Below are 21,056 nucleotides of genomic sequence, written 5' to 3' on the forward strand. Positions count from 1 at the left end.
CTGGAAGAAGCCGTTGTTGTCGCCCACCTCGGCCGTGGGGGACATGCCCATGCCGCCGACCGTCGCCGCGCCGAGGTCGGAGATGATGTCGCCGAACATGTTTTCGGTGACGATGACGTCGTAGAAGTCCGGCCGCTTGACGAGGTGGACCGTCATCGCGTCGATCAGCGCGAAGTCGAGTTCGACGTCGGGATAATCTTCCGCCACCTCGCGCGCGATCTTGCGGAAGAAGGCGTAGGAGCGCAGCACGTTGGCCTTGTCGCAGCAGGTGACGCGCTTCTTGCCGTCGAGCGGGGCGCCGTTGCGGGAGCGCGCCAGCTCGAACGCCTTGCGCACGATGCGTTCGGTGCCGTGGCGGGTGATGATCGACGTGTCGCTGGCGATCTCGCCGCGCACGATGTTGCCGCCGCCGCGCGCGGCGTAGAAGCCTTCGGTGTTCTCGCGCAGGATGATGTAGTCGATCTGCCCCGGCTCGTAGTGGCGCAGCACCGAGGTCACGCCGGGGTGCAGCTTGATCGGCCGGATGTTGGCGTAGAGGTCGAGCCGGAAGCGGAGCTGCAGGCCGAAGTCGAGGCCCGGCTCGGTGCCGTCGGCGGCGGTGACGTCGGGCAGGCCCGCCGCGCCGTGGAAGATCGCGTCGGCATCGCGGCAGGCGTTGAAGGTCTCCTCGGGGAAGGAGGTGCCGGTTTCCTTCCACAGCGTGGCGCCGGCGCGGTATTCGTTGAAGTTCAGCTTGCCGGGGTCGGGCAGCGCGGCCTGGATGACCTTGAGGCCGGCGTCGCAGACTTCGGGGCCGATTCCATCGCCCTTGACGACGGCAATGTCGTAGCGGGTTTTCGGCATCATATCGTTCATGGTGGTCTCGTTCGCGGGGTGAGAAGGCGGGGCCGGCGGCGCGGAGCGGCGCACGCCGGAGAGCGGGGGGAGGGGCCTCAGTTGGAGGCGGCGACCATGCGGCGGTACCAGTCGGCGAGCTCGGGGAACTCGGCGACAACCTCGTCGGCCTTGGCGCGGAAGGGGGCGCGGTCGATCTCGACGACCGTCATGCCCTTTTCCTTGAGGTCGGCCAGGATCGCGGCCTCTTCCTCGGTGATGTAGGCGTTGTACCAGTCGGCGGCCTCGTTGGCGGCCTCGCGGATCGCCTGCTGATGGGCCGGCTCCATCGCCTCGAAGGCGTCGGCGTTGAACTGGAAGGTGAAGCCGTTGGCCATGTGGGCGGTGAGGATGAGGTAGTCCTGCACCTCGTCCAGGCTGGCGGACTGGATGGTGGCGAGCGGGTTCTCCTGCGCCTCGATCACGCCCTGCTGCAGCGCGGTGAAGACTTCGGACCAGGACATCGGCGTCGGGCTGGCGCCGAAGGTGCGCCAGGTGACGAGGCGTTCCTTCATCGGCGAGACGCGCATCTTGAGGCCGGCGAGATCGTCGATCGACTGCACCTCGCGGTTGGCGGTGAGCTGGCGCGCGCCGCGATACATGTGGCCGAGGACGAGGAAGTTCGCTTCGTCGGCGATCTTGGCCTTCAGCTCCTCGCCGACCTCGCCGTTCCAGACGGCGGCGTAGTGGGCGGCGTCGTCGAACAGGTAGGGCATGCTCTCGACCCCCGCGAGCGGGTGATAGCGAGACAGGGTGCCGATGGATTCGATGACGATATCCATGCCGCCCTGCTGCAGCGCCTCCTGCATCTGCTGGTAGTCGCCGAGGCTGGAGGAGGGGAAGATGCGAACGTCCACCTCGCCGCCGGTCTTTTCGGAGACGGCTTCGGCGAAGGTCTTGGCGGCGGTGTGGACGGGGTCCGAGGGGTCCTGGCCGTGGCCGAGGCGCAGCGTCTCGGCGGAGGCGGTGGAGACGGCACCGGCGAGCGCACCGGCGGCGATGAGGGCGATGAAGCGCATGGTTTCCTCTCTGTCGGGCTGGTTCAGCCCCTGGGTTGTGCCGGGGTCTTTGCCCCGTTGGGGTGCCGGGGCCGGGGCCCCGGAAGAGGTGCGTGCCGGGGCCGGGGCCCCGGAAGAGGTGCGGGCCGGCCGGCGCGGGCCGGAAGGCTCAGCCGAAAAGGCTCAGCCGAGTAGGCCGGGGAGCCAGAGGACGAGGCCCGGGATGTAGGTGATGAGGAACAGCACGATGAGCTGAACCGCGATGAAGGGGAGGGCGGCGACGGCGGCCTGGTTGAGCGGCACGTCGCCGATCTTGGCCGCCAGGTTGAGGCACAGCCCCACCGGCGGGGTGACGAGGCCGACGAGGAGGTTGAACACCACCACCACGCCGAAGTGGATCGGGTCGATGCCGACTTCGGGCAGGATCGGCAGGATGACCGGCAGCAGGATCAGCATCGCCGCCTTGGCCTCCATGAACATGCCGATGACGAGGAAGAGCACGTTCAGAAGGAGCAGGATGACGATGGGATCGCTGGAGAAGGCGAAGATCCATTCGGCCACCTGCTGCGGCACCTCCAGGATCGTCAGCACCCAGGCGAAGACGAGGGCGCCGGCCGCCACCGTCATCAGCGCGCCGACGCGGATGGCGGTCTGGAACAGGATGCGCGGCAGGGCGGTGACCTTGAGGTCGCGATAGACGAAGAGGCCGATGAAGAGGGCGTAGACGACCGCGACCGCCGCCGCCTCCGTCACCGTGAAGAGGCCGAAGAGGAGCCCGCCGATGATGAGGAAGGGCAGGATCACCGCCCACGCGGCCGAGACGGCGGTGCGCGCGAGTTCGCTCAGCGACGGGCGCGCATAGGTCGGATAGTTGCGGCGTTTGGAGATGATGTAGGTCATCACCATGAAGCCGAGCCCCAGCATGATGCCCGGCACGTAGCCGCCGAGGAAGAGCTGGGTGATCGAGACCTCGGCGATGATGCCGTAGAGGATGAGCGTGATCGACGGCGGGATGATCGGCCCGCAGGTGGACGAGCAGGCGGTGAGGGCGACGGTGAAGGGGCCGGAATAGCCCTCCTTCTTCATCGCCGGGATCATGATGGAGCCGACCGACGCGGTGTCGGCCGTGGCCGAGCCGGAGATGCCGCCGAAGAACATCGACGACACCACGTTGACCTGGGCAAGGCCCCCCGGCATCGGCCCGACGAGGGCGTTGGAGAAGGCGACGATGCGCCGGGTAATGCCGGCCTCGTTCATGATCTGGCCGACCAGCAGGAAGAACGGGATCGCCATGAAGGCGAAGGAGTTGATGCCGGCGACGAAGCGTTGCGGGATCATGCCGAGGGGCAGGTCGCCGATGGCGAGGAGCGCGGCGAGTGAGGCGCCGGCGAGGCACATCGGCAGCGGCAGGCCGATGAGGAGCGTGAGGACGAGCGTGCCCACGAGGATTGTCAGTTCCATCGGGGGTCTCCGTCAGAAGGGGCGGATGTCGCGGCGCAGGGCGAGCTCGGCGAGGAAGGCGAGCATCAGGACGGCCGAGACGGTCGGGGCGAGGTAGAGGATGGAGACCGACCATTCGAGGCCGGGGCTCGTCTGGCCCGCGTTGAGGCGCATGAGGCGGATGCCGTAGACCAGCATCACCCCCGCGAAGGCGAAGGCGAAGACGAAGCGCAGGATGGCCATGACCACCTGCACGGGGCGGGGCACGGCGTCGACGAGGACGTCCACCTTGATGTTGTCGAGGTGGCGCACGGCGAGCGCGAGGCCGACGAGGGCGACCCAGACCATCGCCCAGCGTGCCAGTTCGCCGGACCAGAAGGTGGGTGCGTTGAAGACGTAGCGCATGACGACCTCGTAGGAGACGACGCCGATCATGAGCGCGAACAGGACGACGACGAGGAGGCCGGCGACGGCTTCGAGGCAGTCGCAGACGAAGCCGACGGGGCCGTGACTGAGGGTCGGGCGGCGCATCAGCTGCGCCCCCGTTGGGGGTTGTGTCTCACGATGGTCCTCCCGCGCCGGGGGTGGACCCGGCGTCAGCGCCGGCCTTTGGCGGCCGGTTCATGTTGGTCGTGGGAACCAACCATATACGTGTAAATATATCAATAGGTATGCTCGCGCGGATGCGTCGAGCCGGCAACGGCGTCCGCCGATGCCGGACAGGCAGACGCCGGGGCGCGCCGATAACGGGGCGCGCCGATGAAGCGACGCGCCGTTATTGGGCGAGGAAGCCGCCGTCGACGGGGAGGGTGTGGCCGGTGACCATCCCGGCGGCGGGGCTGGCGAGGAAGAGGATGGCGGCGGCGACCTCCTCAGGCTCGGCCAGGCGCTTCAGCGGCGTCATGGCGAAGATCTTCTCCATCACCTCGGGCTGATCGAGCAGCGCCTTGATGAACGGGGTGCGCACATAGGTCGGCGCCACGGCGTTGACGCGGATGCCCGCCCCGGCCCACTCCACCGCCAGCGCGCGGGTCATGTTGACGAGGGCGCCCTTGGTGGTCTGGTAGGAGACGTTGGGATAAACCCCGCCGCCGGAGAGGCCCATGATCGACGCGGTCTGCACGATGCTGCCGCCGGTGCCCGCCGCGATCATCCGCCGCGCCACTGCGCGCGAGATGAGGAAGCTCCCCGTCAGGTTGACGTCGACGACCTTGTTCCAGCTCGCCAGCGGGTGATCGGTGGCGGCATCGCGGATGGCGATGCCGGCGCAGTTGACGAGGACGCCCGGCACGGCGCGTTCGGCGACCTGTGCGACGGCCGCCTCCACCGACGCTTCGTCGGCGACGTCGCAGGCGAGCGCCATGGATGCGGCCGGGGAGCCGGACGGGGCGCCGGGGAGGGTGTCCGCGACGGCGGCGGCGCGCTCCCGGTCGAGGTCGAGCACGGCGACGGTGGCACCCGCCTCGGCAAGCGTTCGCGCGGCGGCGGCGCCGATGCCGCTGGCCCCGCCGGTGACGATGGCCATCGTGCCGTCCAAGGAGAAGAGTCCGCCCATTGTGGTCCGTCCTGATTGTTGGCGCGCGGTGGTGCGCGCGGGGTGCGGGTGCTGAGTGTCGTGGCGCGGGGGGCGTGGCGCCGCGTGGCCCGGTCTCAGCATCGCGGCCGGGGCCGGGGCGCGAACGTGGCGGCACACGGGGGCCGGTCCGCGCTCACAGGGCGCTGAAGTTCATCGCCTCCACGGCGCCGATGAGGAGGCCCTCGCCGCGCCGGCGCTGGAGGAGGTGCTTCTCCACCGCGAGCTCGAAGCTGCCGGAGGCCAGCGCGTCGACCAGCGCGGCGTGATTCTCGGTCGAGGTGCGGGTATATTCAGCGCTCTGCAGGCGCACGGCGACGACGTGGGCGCGGCGGGCGAAATCGCGCATCTGGATCCCCGCGGAGGCGAGACGGGTGTTGCCGGACAGGCGCATCAAGGTGCGGTGAAAGTCCTCGTCCGCGTCGCACCAGCCCATCACGTCGCCGGCGTCCTGCGCGGCGCGCATCCGCGCGACGGTCTCGGCGAGGGGGGCGAGGTAGGCCGCATCCGGCGCCCGCTCCGACAGAAGCTGCACCGCGACCATTTCAAGGCCGGAAATGACCTGGTAAGCCTCGCGCATGTCGGTGATGGAGATGGGCAGGACGCGGATGCCGCGCCCGCGCGCGATGTCGACGAGCGATTCGGTCTGCAGCCTGAGCAGCGCCTCGCGCACGGGCGTGCGGCTCATTCCGAGCTCGTTGGCGATCTCGCTTTCATCGACGGTGGTGTTGGGCGTGAGCCGGCCGCGGACGATCCGCTCCTTGATGGCGGTGTAGGCCGTATCGGCGGCTCGTCCCATGCTGGCTCTCCAACGCGCTCTCGCTACATATATCTCCTAATACATTCAGGCTATGCGCGGATGAAAGCCTCTTGCGGCCCTTTCGCCCGATCCTGCCCCGGTGGCGCGCCGACCGGCGGTGGAGTGCGGCGCCGGCGATAGGTTTTGCTCTTCGCGCATTCCCCTCGATCTGAAAATCTTTGGGTGTCGCTTGCGTAAAGCGGCAAGGTCGTGGCGTCTCCTCCCCCAACCCCGCCGTGCCCGCTCGCGGTGCGGCTCCCAAAAAGAAACGTCTGGAGGACACCATGCGGACCCTCAACACCCTACTCGCGGCATCCATCGTCGCGGCCGGTTTCGCCACCGGCGCCAGCGCCGAGACGCTGCGCTTCGGCCACTATGCCAACACCAGCGACACGCCCCACAAGGCGGCGATGATGTTCAAGTGGATCGTCGAGGACATGACCGACAAGGCGCTCGAGATCGAGGTCTACCCGGCCGGCGAACTCGGCAACTCGGCCAACTCGCTGCAGGGTGCGCGGCTCGGCACCATCGACATCACGGTGACCGGCAACCCCTATTTCACCTCCTTCGCGCCGCAGGTGAACGTTCTCGACCTGCCCTTCCTGTTCGAATCGCCCGAGCATGCCTACCGCGTGCTGGACGGTGAGGTCGGCGCCGAGCTGATGGATTCCATCAACGGGGTGGGCCTCCAGGGCCTCGCCTTCTGGGAAATCGGCTTCCGCAACCTCACCAACAACGAGCGGCCGATCACCACGCCTGACGACCTGAAGGGGCTGAAGCTGCGCACGACGCCGAACCCGGCGCACATCGAAGCCTTCACGCTGCTCGGCGCCAACCCGGCCCCGATGCCCTTCGCCGAACTCTACAGCGCGCTGCAGACGGGCACGGTGGACGGGCAGGAGAACCCGACCACGCACATCTACCACTCCAACTTCCACGAAGTGCAGAAGTACATGTCGATCACCGAGCACGCCTATACGGCGGCGCCTCTGGTGATGAACGCGGCGAAGTTCAACGGCCTGCCGGAGGACCAGAAGGAGGCGCTGCGCGTGGCCGCCAAGCTGTCCGCGGCCTACGAGCGTGAGCTGAACCGGGTGCAGGAAAATTCCAGCCTGGAGGCGATGACGGCGGCCGGCATGGAAATCGTCACCGACCCGGACGTGGACGCCTTCCGCGCCGTCGTGGCCGACAAGACGCGCGCCATGTACGCCGAGAAGTTCGGTGACGCGCTGCTGACGAAGATCGACGCGCTGGCGCCCTCCGCACAATAAGGGCGCCCGTGATCCATTCCATCGAGACGGCGGCGACGTGGCTGTGGCGCGTCGCCGTCGCGGGGCTCGTCGCCGTCATCACCGCGATCACCATCGCGCAGGTGGTGGCGCGCTACGGCCTCAACAATTCCATCGTCTGGGCGGAGGAGCTGAACAGGCTCCTCTTCGTCTGGCTCGTCGTGCTGGGCGCGGCGGGGGCGGACCACATGCGCATCGGCCTCATCGCCGATCTGCCGCGCTTCAGCCGCCCGCTGCGCGTCGTCGCCGCCCTCGGCGCGCTCGGCGCCATCGCCCTGTTGGCGTGGGGCGCGTGGAAGCTGTCGGCCATGTTCGCGTTCGACCGCTACGTCACGCTGGACCTTTCCAAGTGGTGGTATTTCGCCGCGCTGATGGTGGGCGGGGCGGTGTGGGCCGTCGCCAGCGTGTGGCGTGAGGTGTTCCACCCGGGCGGGGGTGCGCCGCTGTGACCGCGCTCATCCTCGTCGGCACCATGGTGCTGCTCGCGCTGCTGGGCGTGCGGCTGGTGTTCGCCATCATCATCGCCTCGGTGGTGGCGCTTCTCGTCTACCGGCCGGGCATCCCGTTCGCGGTGGTGGCGCAGCAGTTCTTGTCGGGCGTCGACAATTTCCTGCTGCTCGCGGTCGCCTTCTTCTTCCTGGCGGGCGAGCTCATGAACCGCGGCGGCGTCACCCGGCGCATCGTCGCCTTCGCGCAGACCTGCGTCGGCCACATCCGCGGCGGGCTCGGCCACGTCAACGTCCTGTCCTCGGTGTTCTTCTCCGGCATCTCCGGCTCGGCGGTGGCGGACACGGCCGCGGTCGGCTCGGTGATGATCCCGGCGATGGAGAAGTCCGGCTTCTCGCGCGGGTTCGCGGCGGCGATCACGCAGACGTCCAGCGTCATCGGGCCGATCATCCCGCCGTCGATCCCGATGATCGTCTACGCGGTTCTGGCCCAGGTGTCGGTGGGCAAGATGTTCCTCGCCGGCATCGTGCCCGGTCTCGTCGTCGCGGCGTGTCTGATGGTGGTGGTCTACATCATCTCCATCAGGCGGAACTATCCGGCCGATCCGTGGGCCGGGTTCGGCGCCATCGTGCGCGCGGGCGCCGGGGCGCTGGTGGCGCTGCTCACGCCGGTGATCATCGTCGGCGGCATCCTGGGCGGGATCATGACGGCGACGGAGGCCGGCGCGGTCGCGGTCGCCTACGCCTTCGTGGTGGGCAAGTTCTGGTTCCGCGAGCTCACCTGGGGCGGCTGCTTCACCGCGTTGGTGGAGGCGGCGAAGGGGACGGCGACGGTTCTCGTCATCGTCGGCGCGTCGGCGCTGTTCGCGTGGATCGTCGCCGATCTGAAGGTGTCGACCATGGCGGCGGAGGCGATCTTCGCGGTCACCACCGATCCCTTCTGGGTGCTCGTCCTGGTGATGGTCTTCGTCCTCGTCATCGGCCTGTTCCTGGACCCGCTGGCGGCCCTCGTCATCGTCGTTCCGGTGTTCCTGCCGACGATGGTGTCGCTCGGCATCGACCCGATCCACTTCGGCGTTCTCATCGTCCTCAACCTGATGATCGGGCTGACGACGCCGCCGATCGGCTACCTCATCTACCTCTCCGCCTACATCGCGCGGGAGCGGCCTGAGGTGGTGATCCGCGAGAGCCTGCCCTTCCTCGCCGCGCTCATCGTGGCGCTCGTCATCTGTCTCGTTTTCCCGGCCGTGGTGCTGACCTTGCCGGGCCTCTACAGCGGAGGCTGACCCTTTATGAAGATCTACGACCTCTCCATGCCGATCGAGGAAGGCCACCTGCGCTGGCCGATCGAGCGGTTCAAGAAGGGCAGCTTCGCCGACGGCGACCTGTTCGAGGCGAGCGGGCTGAAGACCACCTGCCACGGCTTCACCCATGTGGACGCGCCGCGCCACATGGTGCCGGGCGGCGACACGCTGGACGCGCTGGACCTGTCGCGCGTGTGCGGGACCGCGGCGGTGATCGACCTCACCGACATCAAACCCAACGAGGAGGTGACGGCGGCGCGCCTCGCCGAGCGTGCGGGCCACCTGGAGCGCGGGCAGATCGCCATGTTCCGCTCCTGCTGGGACGAGCAGAGGGACTGGCGCACCGCCGATTTCTGGCTGGATGCGCCCTTCATGTCGCGCGAGGCGTCGGAGTGGCTCTTGGAGCGCGGGCCGACCGCCGTCGCCTTCGATTTTCCGCAGGACTACACCATCCGCCTGATGCTGCACGGCGAGATGAGGCCGATCGAGGAGCACGTCACCCACGACGTGCTTTTGCGCAACAAGGTGACCTTGATCGAGTATCTGGTGAACACGCGCCAGGTGACGACGGCGACGACGGTCCTGAGCGCGCTGCCGATCCGCTACACCGGCTCGGACGGTGCGCCCGCCCGCGTGGTGGCGATGGACCTGAACTGACGGCGCGCTTCGTTTGCATGCAATAACGGCCGATAATGGTCGGACGGCGGATCGTACGCTTGACGATTGACCGTCTTTGAATGCAAAGTTCGCCTTATGCGGCGGCGGGACCGGGGATGAACCTCGGCCTGCCGCCGTTCGACCAAACGCGCCGCAGAGCGTGCGGGTCATAGAACAAGGCGGAAGGAAACAGCCATGGGATCCTCTTTCGACGCGCTTTCGCGCCGCAAATTCGTGGCCCTGTCGGGGGCGGCGTCGGCGGCGGTCATCTTGCGCCCCGGCCTCAGCCGCGCGGCGACGAGCCTGAAGCTCACCCACCCGGCCGACACCAGCCATCCGGTGCACACGACCACCGTGACGATGGCGGCCAACATCGCCGAGCGGACGGGGGGCGAGGTTCAGATCACGCTGTTCCCGAACAACGCACTCGGCTCGCCGACGGAGACCGCGCAGCAGGTGCGGGCCGGCGCGGTCGACATGATCATTCTGAACCCGGCGAACATCGAGGCGCTGTCGCGCACGGTGGGCGTCGTGAACATCCCCTACCAGTTCGAGAGCTACGCACACGCGCACCGCACGCTGGACGTGACCGGGCGCGAGTTCATGGCCGAGCAGCTCGCCAAGGCGGGCTTCACGTGGATCGCCAACTACGAGTGGGGTTTCCGCAGTCTTTCCAACAGCGTGCGGCCGGTGAACGGGCCGGAGGATATTCGCGGCATGAAGCTGCGTGTGCCGCCGGAGCTCGCCATCAAGCTGGCGTTCGAGGCGCTGGGCGCGCAGACGCAGACGATCGCCTTCCAGGAGGTCTATCTGGCGCTCGCCAACAAGACGGTGGACGGGCAGGACAACCCCGTCGGCACCACCTTCGCGGCGAAGTTCTACGAGGTGCAGAGCCACATCGCGCTGACCAAGCACATCTACGCGACGGTGATGCTGGCCTCCAATCCGCGCTCCTGGGACCGTTTGAGCGAGGATCAGCGCGGCATCATCCAGGAGGAGGCGACCGCGGCCGGCAACGCGGCGCGGGCCGCCGTGGTGGCGCAGGAGGAGGACTATCTGGCGCAGATGGAGGCGGCAGGCGTCGCGGTGACGCGGCCCGAGATCGCGCCCTTCCAGGCCGAGATGGAACCCGCCTATGCGGAGTTGAAGCGCAACATCGGCGAGGAGGCGTGGACCACCTGGCAGGGCCTCGTCGACGCCGCGAAGGGCGAGGGCTGAGCGGCCGCCGCGCCGAGTCTTCGGGCCCGGCTCCGCGCTGCCCGGGCGCGGCCCGCGCGGTCCGGCCGTGATGCGCCGGATGTGAGGTGACGGGTGGCCCCCGTCACTTGGCTGCGTTGCCCGGCTGCGTCACCTGGCTTCGTCGTCCGGCTGCCCGGATTTCCGCCTGAGGGTGGATCACGGCCGCTTCATCCGGGCGGCAACGTTCCGGGTCACCTCGTGCCGTGCGGCGCCCTGTCGTGCGGCGCCCTGCCCGACGTCCTCGTGTCCGGCGGCCTCTTGTCCGGCCGCCCCGTGTCGGCTCGCGACCTCGGGCCCGGTCGTCTTCGTTCGCCCGTTCCTCTCGTCAGTCTCTTCGTGCGGTTTCTTTCATGTTGATGGTCGTCCTGCTGCTCGTCCTGTGCGGGCTCATTCTTCTCGGCGTACCGATCGCGGTGGCGCTGGCGGCCACGGCCATCGGCACCATGTGGTGGGCGACGGGGCCGGACCTCCTCTTCATCTTCATCCAGCGGCTTTATGCGGGCACGACGTCGTTCCCGCTGCTCGCCATCCCCTTCTTCATCATCGCCGGCAACCTGATGAACACGGGCGGCATCACCGAGCGCATCTTCGCGGCGGCGCAGCTCTTCGTCGGGCGCATCCGGGGCGGGCTGGCGCATGTCAACGTTCTCGCCAGCGTGCTCTTTTCGGGCATGTCGGGCTCGGCGGTGGCGGACGCGGCGGGGCTCGGCATCATCGAGGTGAAGGCGATGCGCGAGGCCGGCTATTCGGGCCGCTTCGCCGCGACGATCACCGCGGTGTCGTCGACGATCGGGCCGATCATGCCGCCGTCCATCCCGCTGGTGATCTATGGCAGCCTCGCCAACGTTTCCATCGGCGCGCTGTTCCTGGCGGGCGTGGTGCCGGGCGTCCTGATGGCGGTGGCGCTGATGGTGGTCATCTCCGTGGTGGCGCGGGTGCGCGGCCTTCCCGTGATGGACGAACGCCCGGCGGGGCCGGAGGCGCGGCGCGTCTTCTTCGGCGCGCTGCCGGCGATGCTGACGCCGGTCTTCATCATCGGCGGAATCCTGGGCGGGCTCGCCACGCCGACGGAGGCGGCGGTGCTCGCCACGGCCTATGCGCTCTTCCTCGGCACCTGCGTCTACCGCGAGCTGAGGTGGCGCGACATTCCGGACATCCTGTGGCTGTCGGGCCGGCAGACGGTGCAGGTGATGTTCATCATCGCCGCCGCCGCGCCGTTCGGGTGGGTGCTCATCCAGCAGCAGATCCCGAACGCGGTCATCGAAGCGATGTTCAGCCTGTCGAGCGATCCTTGGGTGATCCTCATTCTGGTGAACGTGATCCTGTTGGTGCTCGGCATGTTCATCGAGGGGGTGGCGATCATCATCATCGCCTTCCCGATCCTGTTGCCGGTGATGCTGCAGATCGGCGTGGACCCTGTGCATTTCGGCATCATCATGGTGCTGAACCTGATGATCGGCCTCGTCACGCCGCCGGTGGGGATGTGTCTGTTCGCGGTGTCGTCGGTCAGCAACGTTCCGATCAGCGACATGGTGCGGGAGATGTGGCCTTACATCTTGGCGCTGTTCGCGGTGCTGCTTCTCGTCACCTTCGTGCCGGAGACGGTGCTGTGGCTGCCGCATGCGTTGGGGTACGGCTCATGATCCGCGTTTTGAAGGCGGCCGACAGGGCCGTGGCTTTCGTCTGCCGCTGGGGTGTCACGGGGGCGCTCGTCGGGCTCTTCCTCCTGCTTCTGGCGGGGGTCATCACGCGCTCGGTCCCGGTGGTGTCGATCACCGGATCGGACGAGATCGTCGAGCTTTTGTTCGCGTGGCTGACCTTCCTCGGCGCCGTCGCCCTGTGGCGGGAGGGGGCGCTCTACAACGTCACCCTCGTGCTGGTGTCGGTGCCGGCGAAGGTGCGGCACGGCATCGAGATCGGCATCAAGTTTCTGATGCTGATGGTGGCGCTGGTGCTTCTCATCAAGGGCTATGCGTTCATGGCGGGGTCGGGGGAGACGACGCCTTTCCTGCGGCTCGACAAGGCGTGGTGGTACGCCTCCATCCCGGTGTGCGGGGCGTTGATGTGCGCCTACAGCGTGGCGGGTCTCATTCTCACATTTCGCGGCCGGTTCGACGAGGCGGAGACCTCGGGCGGGCTCTTGGGCTGACCCACGAAGGATAGGACATGACACAACGTTTGGCGGGCCGCACGGCGATCATCACCGGCGGTGCGGGCGGGATCGGCGGTGCGACGGGGCGCGTCTTCTGCGAGGAGGGGGCGCGGGTGCTCCTGGTTGACCCCAACGCGGAGGCGCTGGAGGAGGTCGTCGCGGCGATCCGGGCGGAGGTTGCCGGCGCCGAGGTCGCGGGTGCGGCGCTCGACGTCTCCGCGGAGCCTGCGTGTGCGGAGGCGGTGGCGGCGGCGCGCGATGCGTTCGGGCCGGTGGACGTTCTGGTGAACAACGCCGGGATCCGCTCCTACGAGCCGCTGGCGGAGGCGAAGGCGGAGACGTGGGAGCGCATTCTGGCGGTGAACCTCCTCAGCTATGCCTTCATGGCCAAGGCGGCGCTGCCGGATCTTCGCAAGGCCGGCAACGGGGCGATGGTGAACATCTCGTCCACCTACGGCGTCTCCGGTCGCGCGGGGATGGGGCAGTATGATGCGACGAAGGCGGGCATCATCGCGATGACGCGCACTTTGGCCTTCGAGGAGGCCGAATATGGTGTGCGGGTGAACTCGCTGTGTCCCGGCTACACGTTGACGCCGTTCCATGTGCGGCGTGCGGCGGAGGCGGGGACGAGCGAGGCGGAGCTTCGTGCCGCGCCGGTGAAGGACTGCATCATGCGCCGCTGGTGCGACCCGCGGGAGATCGCGCTGCCGATCCTGTGGCTGGCGTCGGACGAGGCGTCCTACATGACGGCGACGAACATCATGGTCGACGGCGGCCGCCCGGTGATGTGAGGGGGCCAAGCCCCGAAACCCCGAACAAAACTGTGGGATTTTGGCGGGGTCAAGCATCCGCGCGGACCCACGCGCAGGCCGCCCTCTCGGGGGCGGGCGAGCATGGGGAGCACGGGTGCTTGATGCCGCCAAAATCCCACTCAGCCTTGCAGCGGTCTGCAGGTTCTTCACCTGCAGGCCTGCCTGCCGGCGAGGCGGGGGGAGCGCGAGGGGGGAACTCCCCTCGCTGAGGCGGCGCCGCGCAAGACGCCGCCGCGCAGTCACCCCGCAGCGTCACACCGCGCAGTCACCCCGGAAAGAACCGCGCGTCCTGGGCCTGGCGCAGGGCGAGGAGTTCAGACGCGGCGTCGATTTCCACGTCGGCGAGGCGGAAGAGGTCGCCCTTGGAGACAGGCCGCACGAGAGTGCGGTTGGAGACGAGGTAGAAGGGCGCGGGGGCCTCGGCGGACAGGGGCGCGGCGGGGATCATGCGGGCGGAGGCGTCCGCGACCTCGTGGTGGTGGCCGCCCATGGTGAGCACCTCGCCGGCGGCGAAGTCGCGGTCGGCGTGCATCACGAGGTCGGTGTGGGGGGCGGGGGTGACGGCGCCGGAGGAGACGCCGAGGCCGGCCGCGTCGAGCACGCTGGTGGCGGCCTCGAGGCCGAGGAGGTGGCGCGGCAGCCACAGGAGCGCGGTCGACCCGTCGCGGCTGAGGACGTGGCCCTTGTGGGCGAGGAGCTTCCAGGTGGCCTCATGGGTGCAGCGCACGACCACGAAGACGCCGCCGGCGAAGCTCAGCTCATGCGGGGCGCGCAGGCATTGGAACACGTCGATGCGGCGGCCGGCCGACAGAAGCCCGCCGTCCGCGGCGAGGGCGAACAGGGTGGGCAGCTCCTCGATGCGGGCGATGGGAACGTGGAGGTCTGGCCGGTCGGCCATTAGCCCGGTGTGGTTGGAGACGAGCGTCATCTCGCACAGGTCCGGAACCAGCTTCTGCGGCAGGGCGGCGGCGAGGCGGGAGCGCTCCGCCACAGCGTCCGCCACGTCGCGGGTGCCGAGCCGGTCGAGGGCGGCGAACCCGGCGACGTCGATCACGCGGCCGTTGCTGTCGATGGTTTCGGACGCGGCGTCGAACACGAAGTCGTATTCGCTGGACTTGCCGGCGGCGAGGATCTCGAACCCCAGGGTCTCGGCCCAGGTGACGAGGCCGATGAGAAGGCTCGGCTGATCGCCGTCCACGGGGGTGACGATGCGGCCGCGGTCGGCGGCCATGGCGGCGATGCCGGGGCCGATGAGGCTGTCGGCCTCCTTGCTGACCATGACGAGGTGCTTGTCCGCCTCGATCGCGAGGCGGGCGTGGCGGGCGCCGCCTTCGGGGTCGCCGGTCGCCTCGACGATGATGTCGACGGGGAGGTCGGCGGCGAGTGCGGGCTCGCTGGTGGCGATCGCCTTGCCGGCCTCCCATGCGGTGCGCGCCTCGGCGGCGGTGGCGCAGACGGCGATGCGGGCGGAGTCCACACCGGAGGCGGCGAAGGCGCGGGCGGCGCGCGCGGCGTCGAGGTCGACGGCGACGCGGGTGGTGACGCGCTCTATGCGCTCGGTCTGGGCGATGAAACTGTTGCCAAAGTCGCCGGTCCCGATCAGGCATGCGGTGACGGGCTTCACATCCCGGTAGTAGGCGTGGAAGTTCATATGCCGTTTCTTCGTTATGGTTTCGTTGGACCGGACCATGACATGTTGCATGCAACTTGGCATGCCCGTCCATCTCTATGCGTCATTTCGGGCCGCATCTAAAGGGTTTTGCATGCAGATTGTCGAAGGGCAGGCGACGTCCGGAGAGGCGGCACCCGACGCGGCGCAGCGCGGCCAGCGCTCGGCGTTCGCGGTTCAGGCGATCCGGGACATGATCGTGTCGGGCGAGCTTCCGGCGGGGGAGCGGGTGCCGGAGCGGGTGATCACCGAGCGACTCGGCATTTCGCGCACGCCGCTGCGCGAGGCGTTGAAGGTGTTGGAGGTGGAGGGGCTGGTGCAGATCTCGCCCAACCGCGGGGCGATGGTGGTGAAGCTGTCGCTCGGCGATGTGGAGGCGGTGATCGAGATGCTGATCGGTCTGGAGCTGAGCGCGGCGGAGCTTGCGTGTGTGCGGGCGAGCGACGAGGAGATCGCGCGGGCGGAGGAGTTGCACCACGAGATGGCGTCGGCTTATCGGCGCGGGGCGCTGATCGAATATTTCAACATCAACCAGCAGATTCACGAGCAGATTTTCGTGTGTGCGCACAATGCGGCGCTGCTGAGGGTGTACCGGGCGGAGAGTGCGCGGATCAGGCGGTTCAGGTTCGTGAGCAACCGCGAGGCGACGCGCTGGCCGCGTGCGGTCCAGGAGCACGAGCAGATTTTGGATGCGTTGAAGCAGCGCGAGGGGGCGATCCTGCGCGAGGTTCTGCGGGCGCACCACTGGAACGGCTGGAAGGCGACGGCGAAGGTTCTAAGCGAGGAGTGGGGCGAGGAGCTGGGCTGAGTGGCCGCCGCGGTCTGATGTACCCCCGCGCTCGGCCGCGGCCTGATGTACCCCCGCGGTCGGCCGCGGGCTGATGTACCCCCGCGGCCGGCCGCGGGCTGAGGCACAGCGCGGTCGGCCGCGCGCGGCCCGGGGTAGCGCCGTCGTGACCGGGGGGGCGGGCGGCTTGACAAGATGCCGCGGCGGCGAGCTTGTCGGCCCATGCCGCCCGGCCCGTTGCCGCGGCGGGCCGACCGAACCACGAAGCGAGACACGCCTTGAACCTGGCCGAACTGTCCTTCCTGTCGATCGTACAGGGCATTACCGAGTTTCTGCCGATCAGCTCGTCGGCGCATCTCATCCTCGGGCGCGAGCTGATGCAGGCGCTCGGCGTCGCCTCCAGCCAGATGACGCCCATGGAGGAGCTGGCCTTCGACATCGCCCTGCACATCGGCACCCTGGGCGCCGTGGTGATCTACTTCTGGCGCGAGATGCTGATGTTCGTGCGCGGCGCGCTGGAGCTCGTCACCGGCCGCATGGGGGAGGCGGGGCGGCTCCTTCTTCTCACCATCGCCGCCAGCGTGCCGATCGTCATCATCGGCTTCCTCGCCAAGGACTTCATCACCGACCAGGCGCGCAGCACGGTGGTGATCGGCTGGACGTCGGTGCTGTTCGGGCTGCTGCTGTGGGCGGCGGACAGGCGCGGCCAGGTCAAAGGCGCGCTCGGCGATCTGACGCTGCGTGACGGCGTGCTGATCGGCTTCGCCCAGTGCCTGGCGATCATTCCGGGGGTGAGCCGCTCGGGCATCTGCATGACGGCGGGGCGCTTCTTGGGCCTCGACCGCACGCTGTCGGCGCGTTTTGCGATGCTGCTGTCGATCCCGACGATCATGGGCGCGGGCGTTCTGGCGACGGTGGACCTCGTCAAGGCGGGTGACGCCACGGTGACGACGGATGCGCTGATCGGCGGGGCGATGGCCTTCGTCAGCGCCCTGGTGGCGATCAGCCTGATGATGGGCTGGCTGAGGACGCGCAGCTATACGCCGTTCGTGATCTACCGCGTCGTTCTCGGCGTCGCGCTCCTGGCGCTGGTGATGGGCTAACGTTCATCAGCGTGCGCACCCGCCGGGGTGCGGCCGGGTTCGCCCCGGCGGGTCGCGCGCCCGGCCCGGCTGGGCGCCGGGCCGGCGCGTGCGCCTTGCGGACGAGGCGCACGCAGGCGGTGGAACCCGCCCGCAAGCCTCAGCCGTTGATCGCCGCGAAGGCTGCCAAATAACGGCCCTCGGCCTCCGCATCGCGCTGGAAGCGCACGCGGTTCACCAGCACCTCGTCCGGCACGTCGGGGCCGGTGAGGATGCCCACCACCTCGTCGGTGAAGTCCTTGAGAGGCATCGCCGCGGCCACCTGCGACTGGCCGGGCGTCAGCTCCGTCGCCACCAGAGGCGGGGCGATCTCGTGCACCGACACGGACGTTCCGCGCAACTGGTGCCGCACCGCCTGGGTCCAGGAATGGATCGCCGCCTTGGTGGCCGAATAGGTCGGCGTCGACGCCTTGGGCACGAAGGCGAGGCCGGAGGACACCGTCACCAGCGCCGCCTCGGGCCGTGCGCGCAGATGCGGCAGCAGCCCCGCGGCCAGGCGGATCGGCGCCGCGAGGTTGGTGGCGATCGTGCGCTCCATGGCGCCCAGCGCCACCGGGGCGGCGGCGTAGTCCTCCGTCTCCATGATGCCGGCGTTGAGGATCACCGCGTCCAGCGCCGGGTGATCGGCCAGCACCTGCGCGGCGAAAGCCTCCAGCGCCGCCGGGTCGGTGACGTCGAGCGTGTAGCCGGTCATCGCCGGGTTGCGCTCCAGCGCGGCGTTCAGGCTCGCCGGGTTGCGGCCGGTGATGATGATGCGGTTGCCGTGCGCCTGCAGCGCCTCGGCCAGCGCCTGGCCGATGCCGGAGTTGCCGCCGGTGATGAGGATCGTCCGGTTCGTGAAGTTCATGCCGTGCCCCTGTGACTGACTGGGCCGGATGTGCGCCTCGTGCTACCTTATGGAAAGAAGGCACCCGAAAGATCCATACTTACCTGGCGGAGAGTGTAGGCGGATGGCGGACGATTTGCGGCACCAGCTCATGACGCTGCCGCCGAGCGACCCGGCGGTCGATCGGCTGGTGGAGGAGATCATCGGCCGTGTCGCCGACAAATGGACCATGCTTTTGATCGAGGTCCTGACCGAGCAGGAGGTGTGCCGCTTCTCCGAGCTCGCCCGCGCCTGCGAGGGGATCAGCCAGAAGATGCTGACGCAGACCCTGCGCGCCATGGAGCGGGACGGTCTGGTGACGCGCACCGTCTACCCCGTCGTCCCGCCGAAGGTGGAGTATCGTCTCACCGATCTCGGTTTGGGTCTGGCGAAGGCGTTTTGCGGCGTGTGGCTCTGGGCCGAGGCGAACCGCGAGGCGATCGAGGCCGCGCGCGCCGCCTACGCCGCCGCGCAGGAGGAGGCTTAGCGCCGCCTCGCCCGCGTCCCGCCGGGCCGAGGCTCCAACCTCTAGGCCGCAGGGGTGCGGGCGGCGAAATGGTCCCGCACCAGAGCGGCGACCGCGTCCCACAGGTCCGGGGATGCGCCGCGGATCGGCGGGCCGCACCGCTCCATCACCTGCGCCTCGGTGACGGCGAAGTCGTGCCAGGTGCCGCCGCCGGTCATCAGATTGAGGAGCACCGGCTGCATCCGGTCGATGCCTTTGGCAAAGCGCGCGTCCGGCGTTTCGGCCGCCTCGAACTCGTCCCACAGGGCGCGCAGGCGGGCCGCATCCTCCTCCGGCAGCAGGCCGAAAAGGCGCGCGGCGGCGGCATCCTCCGCGGCGGCGATCGCCGACAGGTCCTTGCCCGGCTGATGGAAGGGCACGTCGCCCGCGTCGATCTCCACGATGTCGTGAACCAGCAGCATCTGCATGACGCGCACGGGGTCGATGCCCGGCGCGTGGGGCGCCAGCACCAAGGCGAACATGGCGACGTGCCAGCTATGCTCGGCGGTGTTCTCGTTGCGGCTGCCGTCGACGAGCCGGTTCTGCCGCGTCACCGCCTTCAGCTTCTCGATCTCGCCGAGGAAGGCGAGGCGGCGGGTCAAGGTGTCGGCGGGTGTCGGGGTCATCGCGGCGCTTTCCAACGGGCAAGGGGTGCGGCCGGTCTCCTCGCGGCCGCGCCCCCGCCTTAGCACCGGCCCGGCGGACGGTGCGAGAGGCGGCGGCGGGGAGCCGATGCCCGGCGGCAACATGCGACGCGCCGGCCGCCGGGCGGCATTGCCGCGGCACAGCGGGGCGGCGAGGGGTCGAGGGCGACGCCGGCGCGACGGGTGGGCGCGCAGGCGGGCGTGGCGGAGGGCGAAGGCGCGACGGGTGGGCGCATCGGCCCCCGCACCGACGCGTTCTATATAGGAGCCTGACCGGCGCCGCTGCGGCAGGCCGGGCGGCACCTTTGCGTGTTACAACACCGCGGGTGCCGCACCCGGCCCGACCGCCGCACGGTGTCCGCCACACCAGAGGAGAGAGACATGACGTCAGCCCCTCCGATCACCGCCACGTCCGCACTCCGCCTGCCGTCGCGCCGCGCGCTTTTGACCGGCGGGGCCGCCGCAGCGGCGGGCGCCGTCCTCGCCGGGGGGCCGTTCGGCGTCCTCCCCGCCCGCGCCGCCGGCCTCGCGCCGACACCCACCATGCGCGGCGGCGCCAACAACTACCGGCCCGGCGCGCCCATCGTCCCGCGCATCGGCGGCGGCGGGTTCGCGATGTCGGGCCGCGTGCGCCGCGCGGGTGACGGCGCCCCGCTGTCCGGCATCCGCATCCAGATCTGGGCCCACACCACCGAGGGCAACGAGCGCGACGCCCGAAGCCACGGCGCCACCCTCACCGACGCCGATGGGCGCTTCGTGATGGACATGCCGCAGATCGTCCCCGCCTTCGGCCAGGCTCACGCCCACCTCGCCTACGACGCCGAGTTCGACGATCACGGCTTCCAGACCGTGTTCCTGCGCCCGCTCCTGCAAAGCCGCGGCGACACCAGCCTTTCGGCCGACTTCGTCCTCGTTTCGGCCTGAACCTTTGCGGCGCATCCTCATCTGGGGCGGGCTGGGGCTCGCCCTTGCGCTGCCGCTCGCCGTGGCGGCGACGAGCCCGCTGCTCGCCTGGAGGGACGCGGTCTATATCACCGCGTGCTTTGCCGGCATCGTCGGCATGGAGGTGCTCCTTCTCCAGCCGCTGCTGGCGGGGCGGTCGCTGCCCGGCCTGTCGCCGCGCCTGTCGCGCCGGCTGCACGCGGCGGGGGGCGCGCTGCTGGTCGCGGCCGTGGCCGTCCACGTCGGCGGTCTCGCCGTGACAAGCCCGCCCGATGTCGTGGACGCTCTGCTTCTGCGCGCACCCACGGCCTTTTCGGTCTTCGGCGTGGTGGCGCTCTGGGGCGTGGTCGCCACCGCCGTCCTCGCGCTCGCCAGGCGGGGCCTGTCCGCCGCGGCCTGGCGCATCGCCCATCTGTCGCTGGCGGCCGTGATCGTCACCGGCAGCGCCATTCACGCGATTCTCATCGACGGGACGATGGGCACCGTCACCAAGATCGCGCTGTGCGTTCTCGTCGCCGCTGCGACGATGCGGGTGACGGTGCGGTTCTGGCCCCGCCTCGGCCTGCGCCGCGTCCGGGCCTGACGCGGCGCACCCGTCCGGGCCGCGGGCCGCACCGGCGCGAACACGCTCAGAGGCCGTCAGCAAACGTCGCGACTCCGGCTCCCCAACACGGTCTGGCCGCAGCGACGGCCGGACCCGCGGGCCGCACCGCAGAGCGATGTCCGCGCCCGTCCCGGCGCGCATCCCTTGCGCCGGCTTCATGACGTGCTTCGGGCCGCGTTCTCGGGGGCCGATACCGACTTATAAATTAAGCAGTTGCTTGCGCATCCGGCATCGCTCCCCGTCGCGCACCCCCGCCGGGCGGCCGCGTGTCGTGATGTTGCGCGTGGAAGCCTCCGAACGTGCGCCGAGTGCGCGG

The 21,056-nt window shown here is 69.4% G+C and carries 22 protein-coding genes; 13 read left to right on the plus strand and 9 right to left on the minus strand.

What is annotated here, in order from left to right:
• From BIX52_RS20575 to BIX52_RS20600, 6 genes are all read right to left on the minus strand, one after another.
• On the minus strand, positions 1-855 hold an 855-nt coding region (locus tag BIX52_RS20575), incomplete at its 3' end, for an isocitrate/isopropylmalate dehydrogenase family protein (protein ID WP_075222996.1).
• A gap of 77 nt (positions 856-932) precedes the next feature.
• A complete protein-coding gene (locus BIX52_RS20580) occupies positions 933-1,892 on the minus strand; it encodes a TRAP transporter substrate-binding protein (protein WP_075222997.1) in 960 nt (319 codons plus the stop codon).
• 162 nt (positions 1,893-2,054) lie between these two features.
• Entirely contained in the window at positions 2,055-3,332 is a 1,278-nt protein-coding gene (locus tag BIX52_RS20585; protein ID WP_075222998.1) for a TRAP transporter large permease, read from the minus strand.
• 12 nt (positions 3,333-3,344) lie between these two features.
• Positions 3,345-3,842 carry a TRAP transporter small permease gene (locus BIX52_RS20590; protein WP_075222999.1) on the minus strand — a complete coding sequence of 166 codons (498 nt, stop codon included), beginning with the start codon at positions 3,840-3,842 and terminating at the stop codon, positions 3,345-3,347.
• 244 nt (positions 3,843-4,086) lie between these two features.
• Positions 4,087-4,866, minus strand: a complete 780-nt coding sequence (locus BIX52_RS20595; protein ID WP_075223000.1) for an SDR family NAD(P)-dependent oxidoreductase — start codon at positions 4,864-4,866, stop codon at positions 4,087-4,089.
• A gap of 154 nt (positions 4,867-5,020) precedes the next feature.
• Positions 5,021-5,683, minus strand: a complete 663-nt coding sequence (locus tag BIX52_RS20600) for a GntR family transcriptional regulator (RefSeq protein ID WP_075223001.1) — start codon at positions 5,681-5,683, stop codon at positions 5,021-5,023.
• Between the two features lie 284 nt (positions 5,684-5,967).
• Here BIX52_RS20600 and BIX52_RS20605 point away from each other — a divergent pair, with 284 nt between their 5' ends.
• The 8 genes from BIX52_RS20605 to BIX52_RS20640 all read left to right on the plus strand — a co-directional run bounded on the left by BIX52_RS20605 (position 5,968) and on the right by BIX52_RS20640 (position 13,561).
• The gene (locus tag BIX52_RS20605; RefSeq protein ID WP_075223002.1) at positions 5,968-6,954 is read left to right on the plus strand and encodes a TRAP transporter substrate-binding protein; all 987 of its coding nucleotides are present in this window, start codon (positions 5,968-5,970) and stop codon (positions 6,952-6,954) included.
• Between the two features lie 8 nt (positions 6,955-6,962).
• A complete protein-coding gene (locus BIX52_RS20610; protein ID WP_075223003.1) occupies positions 6,963-7,421 on the plus strand; it encodes a TRAP transporter small permease in 459 nt (152 codons plus the stop codon).
• Positions 7,418-8,704, plus strand: coding sequence for a TRAP transporter large permease (locus tag BIX52_RS20615; RefSeq protein WP_075223004.1), 1,287 nt, complete (start codon positions 7,418-7,420; stop codon positions 8,702-8,704). The genes BIX52_RS20610 and BIX52_RS20615 overlap by 4 nt, the downstream gene beginning before the upstream one ends.
• Before the next feature lie 6 nt (positions 8,705-8,710).
• Positions 8,711-9,379 (plus strand): cyclase family protein, encoded by a 669-nt coding sequence (locus tag BIX52_RS20620; RefSeq protein WP_075223005.1) that lies wholly within the window; start codon positions 8,711-8,713, stop codon positions 9,377-9,379.
• A 195-nt stretch (positions 9,380-9,574) separates the two neighbouring features.
• Positions 9,575-10,597: a TRAP transporter substrate-binding protein gene (locus tag BIX52_RS20625; RefSeq protein WP_075223006.1), complete on the plus strand. Its 1,023-nt coding sequence runs from the start codon at positions 9,575-9,577 to the stop codon at positions 10,595-10,597.
• 371 nt (positions 10,598-10,968) lie between these two features.
• Entirely contained in the window at positions 10,969-12,261 is a 1,293-nt protein-coding gene (locus BIX52_RS20630) for a TRAP transporter large permease (RefSeq protein WP_075223007.1), read from the plus strand.
• Positions 12,258-12,767, plus strand: coding sequence for a TRAP transporter small permease (locus tag BIX52_RS20635; RefSeq protein ID WP_083660610.1), 510 nt, complete (start codon positions 12,258-12,260; stop codon positions 12,765-12,767). Before BIX52_RS20630 ends, BIX52_RS20635 begins: the two co-directional genes overlap by 4 nt.
• 17 nt (positions 12,768-12,784) lie before the next feature.
• A complete protein-coding gene (locus BIX52_RS20640) occupies positions 12,785-13,561 on the plus strand; it encodes an SDR family NAD(P)-dependent oxidoreductase (RefSeq protein WP_075223009.1) in 777 nt (258 codons plus the stop codon).
• A gap of 286 nt (positions 13,562-13,847) precedes the next feature.
• Here BIX52_RS20640 and BIX52_RS20645 read toward each other — a convergent pair whose 3' ends face one another.
• Complete coding sequence (locus BIX52_RS20645) at positions 13,848-15,233, minus strand: NAD(P)H-dependent oxidoreductase (protein ID WP_075223010.1); 1,386 nt, start codon at positions 15,231-15,233, stop codon at positions 13,848-13,850.
• Positions 15,234-15,345: 112 nt separating this feature from the next.
• Between BIX52_RS20645 and BIX52_RS20650 the strand changes: the two genes are divergently transcribed.
• Together BIX52_RS20650 and BIX52_RS20655 are read left to right on the plus strand one after the other, a co-directional pair.
• Complete coding sequence (locus BIX52_RS20650; protein ID WP_075223059.1) at positions 15,346-16,059, plus strand: GntR family transcriptional regulator; 714 nt, start codon at positions 15,346-15,348, stop codon at positions 16,057-16,059.
• Between the two features lie 257 nt (positions 16,060-16,316).
• Positions 16,317-17,141 (plus strand): undecaprenyl-diphosphate phosphatase, encoded by an 825-nt coding sequence (locus BIX52_RS20655; RefSeq protein ID WP_075223011.1) that lies wholly within the window; start codon positions 16,317-16,319, stop codon positions 17,139-17,141.
• Between the two features lie 139 nt (positions 17,142-17,280).
• Here BIX52_RS20655 and BIX52_RS20660 read toward each other — a convergent pair whose 3' ends face one another.
• Positions 17,281-18,027 (minus strand): SDR family oxidoreductase, encoded by a 747-nt coding sequence (locus BIX52_RS20660; RefSeq protein ID WP_075223012.1) that lies wholly within the window; start codon positions 18,025-18,027, stop codon positions 17,281-17,283.
• 103 nt (positions 18,028-18,130) lie between these two features.
• Between BIX52_RS20660 and BIX52_RS20665 the strand changes: the two genes are divergently transcribed.
• The gene (locus BIX52_RS20665; protein WP_075223013.1) at positions 18,131-18,532 is read left to right on the plus strand and encodes a winged helix-turn-helix transcriptional regulator; all 402 of its coding nucleotides are present in this window, start codon (positions 18,131-18,133) and stop codon (positions 18,530-18,532) included.
• Positions 18,533-18,573: 41 nt separating this feature from the next.
• Here BIX52_RS20665 and BIX52_RS20670 read toward each other — a convergent pair whose 3' ends face one another.
• On the minus strand, positions 18,574-19,176 hold the full coding sequence (locus BIX52_RS20670; protein ID WP_075223060.1) for an HD domain-containing protein: 603 nt from the start codon (positions 19,174-19,176) through the stop codon (positions 18,574-18,576).
• A 399-nt stretch (positions 19,177-19,575) separates the two neighbouring features.
• Between BIX52_RS20670 and BIX52_RS20675 the strand changes: the two genes are divergently transcribed.
• Positions 19,576-20,118 carry a peptidase associated/transthyretin-like domain-containing protein gene (locus BIX52_RS20675; protein WP_075223014.1) on the plus strand — a complete coding sequence of 181 codons (543 nt, stop codon included), beginning with the start codon at positions 19,576-19,578 and terminating at the stop codon, positions 20,116-20,118.
• Between the two features lie 4 nt (positions 20,119-20,122).
• On the plus strand, positions 20,123-20,719 hold the full coding sequence (locus BIX52_RS20680; RefSeq protein WP_075223015.1) for a ferric reductase: 597 nt from the start codon (positions 20,123-20,125) through the stop codon (positions 20,717-20,719).
• The last annotated feature ends 337 nt before the right edge of the window (positions 20,720-21,056 follow it).

It is taken from the genome of Acuticoccus yangtzensis (genome assembly GCF_001927245.1).
GTDB classification, from domain to species: Bacteria; Pseudomonadota; Alphaproteobacteria; order Rhizobiales; family Amorphaceae; genus Acuticoccus; species Acuticoccus yangtzensis.

What these genes read in the sequence shown, in the direction of transcription:
- BIX52_RS20595 (WP_075223000.1), bottom strand. Translation starts at nt 4,866, where the DNA reads ATGGGCGGACTCTTCTCCTTGGACGGCACGATGGCCATCGTCACCGGC.
- BIX52_RS20585 (WP_075222998.1), bottom strand. Translation starts at nt 3,332, where the DNA reads ATGGAACTGACAATCCTCGTGGGCACGCTCGTCCTCACGCTCCTCATC.
- BIX52_RS20625 (WP_075223006.1), top strand. Translation starts at nt 9,575, where the DNA reads ATGGGATCCTCTTTCGACGCGCTTTCGCGCCGCAAATTCGTGGCCCTG.
- BIX52_RS20605 (WP_075223002.1), top strand. Translation starts at nt 5,968, where the DNA reads ATGCGGACCCTCAACACCCTACTCGCGGCATCCATCGTCGCGGCCGGT.
- BIX52_RS20660 (WP_075223012.1), bottom strand. Translation starts at nt 18,027, where the DNA reads ATGAACTTCACGAACCGGACGATCCTCATCACCGGCGGCAACTCCGGC.
- BIX52_RS20665 (WP_075223013.1), top strand. Translation starts at nt 18,131, where the DNA reads ATGGCGGACGATTTGCGGCACCAGCTCATGACGCTGCCGCCGAGCGAC.
- BIX52_RS20650 (WP_075223059.1), top strand. Translation starts at nt 15,346, where the DNA reads ATGCAGATTGTCGAAGGGCAGGCGACGTCCGGAGAGGCGGCACCCGAC.
- BIX52_RS20630 (WP_075223007.1), top strand. Translation starts at nt 10,969, where the DNA reads ATGTTGATGGTCGTCCTGCTGCTCGTCCTGTGCGGGCTCATTCTTCTC.
- BIX52_RS20675 (WP_075223014.1), top strand. Translation starts at nt 19,576, where the DNA reads ATGACGTCAGCCCCTCCGATCACCGCCACGTCCGCACTCCGCCTGCCG.
- BIX52_RS20670 (WP_075223060.1), bottom strand. Translation starts at nt 19,176, where the DNA reads ATGACCCCGACACCCGCCGACACCTTGACCCGCCGCCTCGCCTTCCTC.
- BIX52_RS20580 (WP_075222997.1), bottom strand. Translation starts at nt 1,892, where the DNA reads ATGCGCTTCATCGCCCTCATCGCCGCCGGTGCGCTCGCCGGTGCCGTC.
- BIX52_RS20590 (WP_075222999.1), bottom strand. Translation starts at nt 3,842, where the DNA reads ATGCGCCGCCCGACCCTCAGTCACGGCCCCGTCGGCTTCGTCTGCGAC.
- BIX52_RS20640 (WP_075223009.1), top strand. Translation starts at nt 12,785, where the DNA reads ATGACACAACGTTTGGCGGGCCGCACGGCGATCATCACCGGCGGTGCG.
- BIX52_RS20600 (WP_075223001.1), bottom strand. Translation starts at nt 5,683, where the DNA reads ATGGGACGAGCCGCCGATACGGCCTACACCGCCATCAAGGAGCGGATC.
- BIX52_RS20635 (WP_083660610.1), top strand. Translation starts at nt 12,258, where the DNA reads ATGATCCGCGTTTTGAAGGCGGCCGACAGGGCCGTGGCTTTCGTCTGC.
- BIX52_RS20620 (WP_075223005.1), top strand. Translation starts at nt 8,711, where the DNA reads ATGAAGATCTACGACCTCTCCATGCCGATCGAGGAAGGCCACCTGCGC.
- BIX52_RS20645 (WP_075223010.1), bottom strand. Translation starts at nt 15,233, where the DNA reads ATGAACTTCCACGCCTACTACCGGGATGTGAAGCCCGTCACCGCATGC.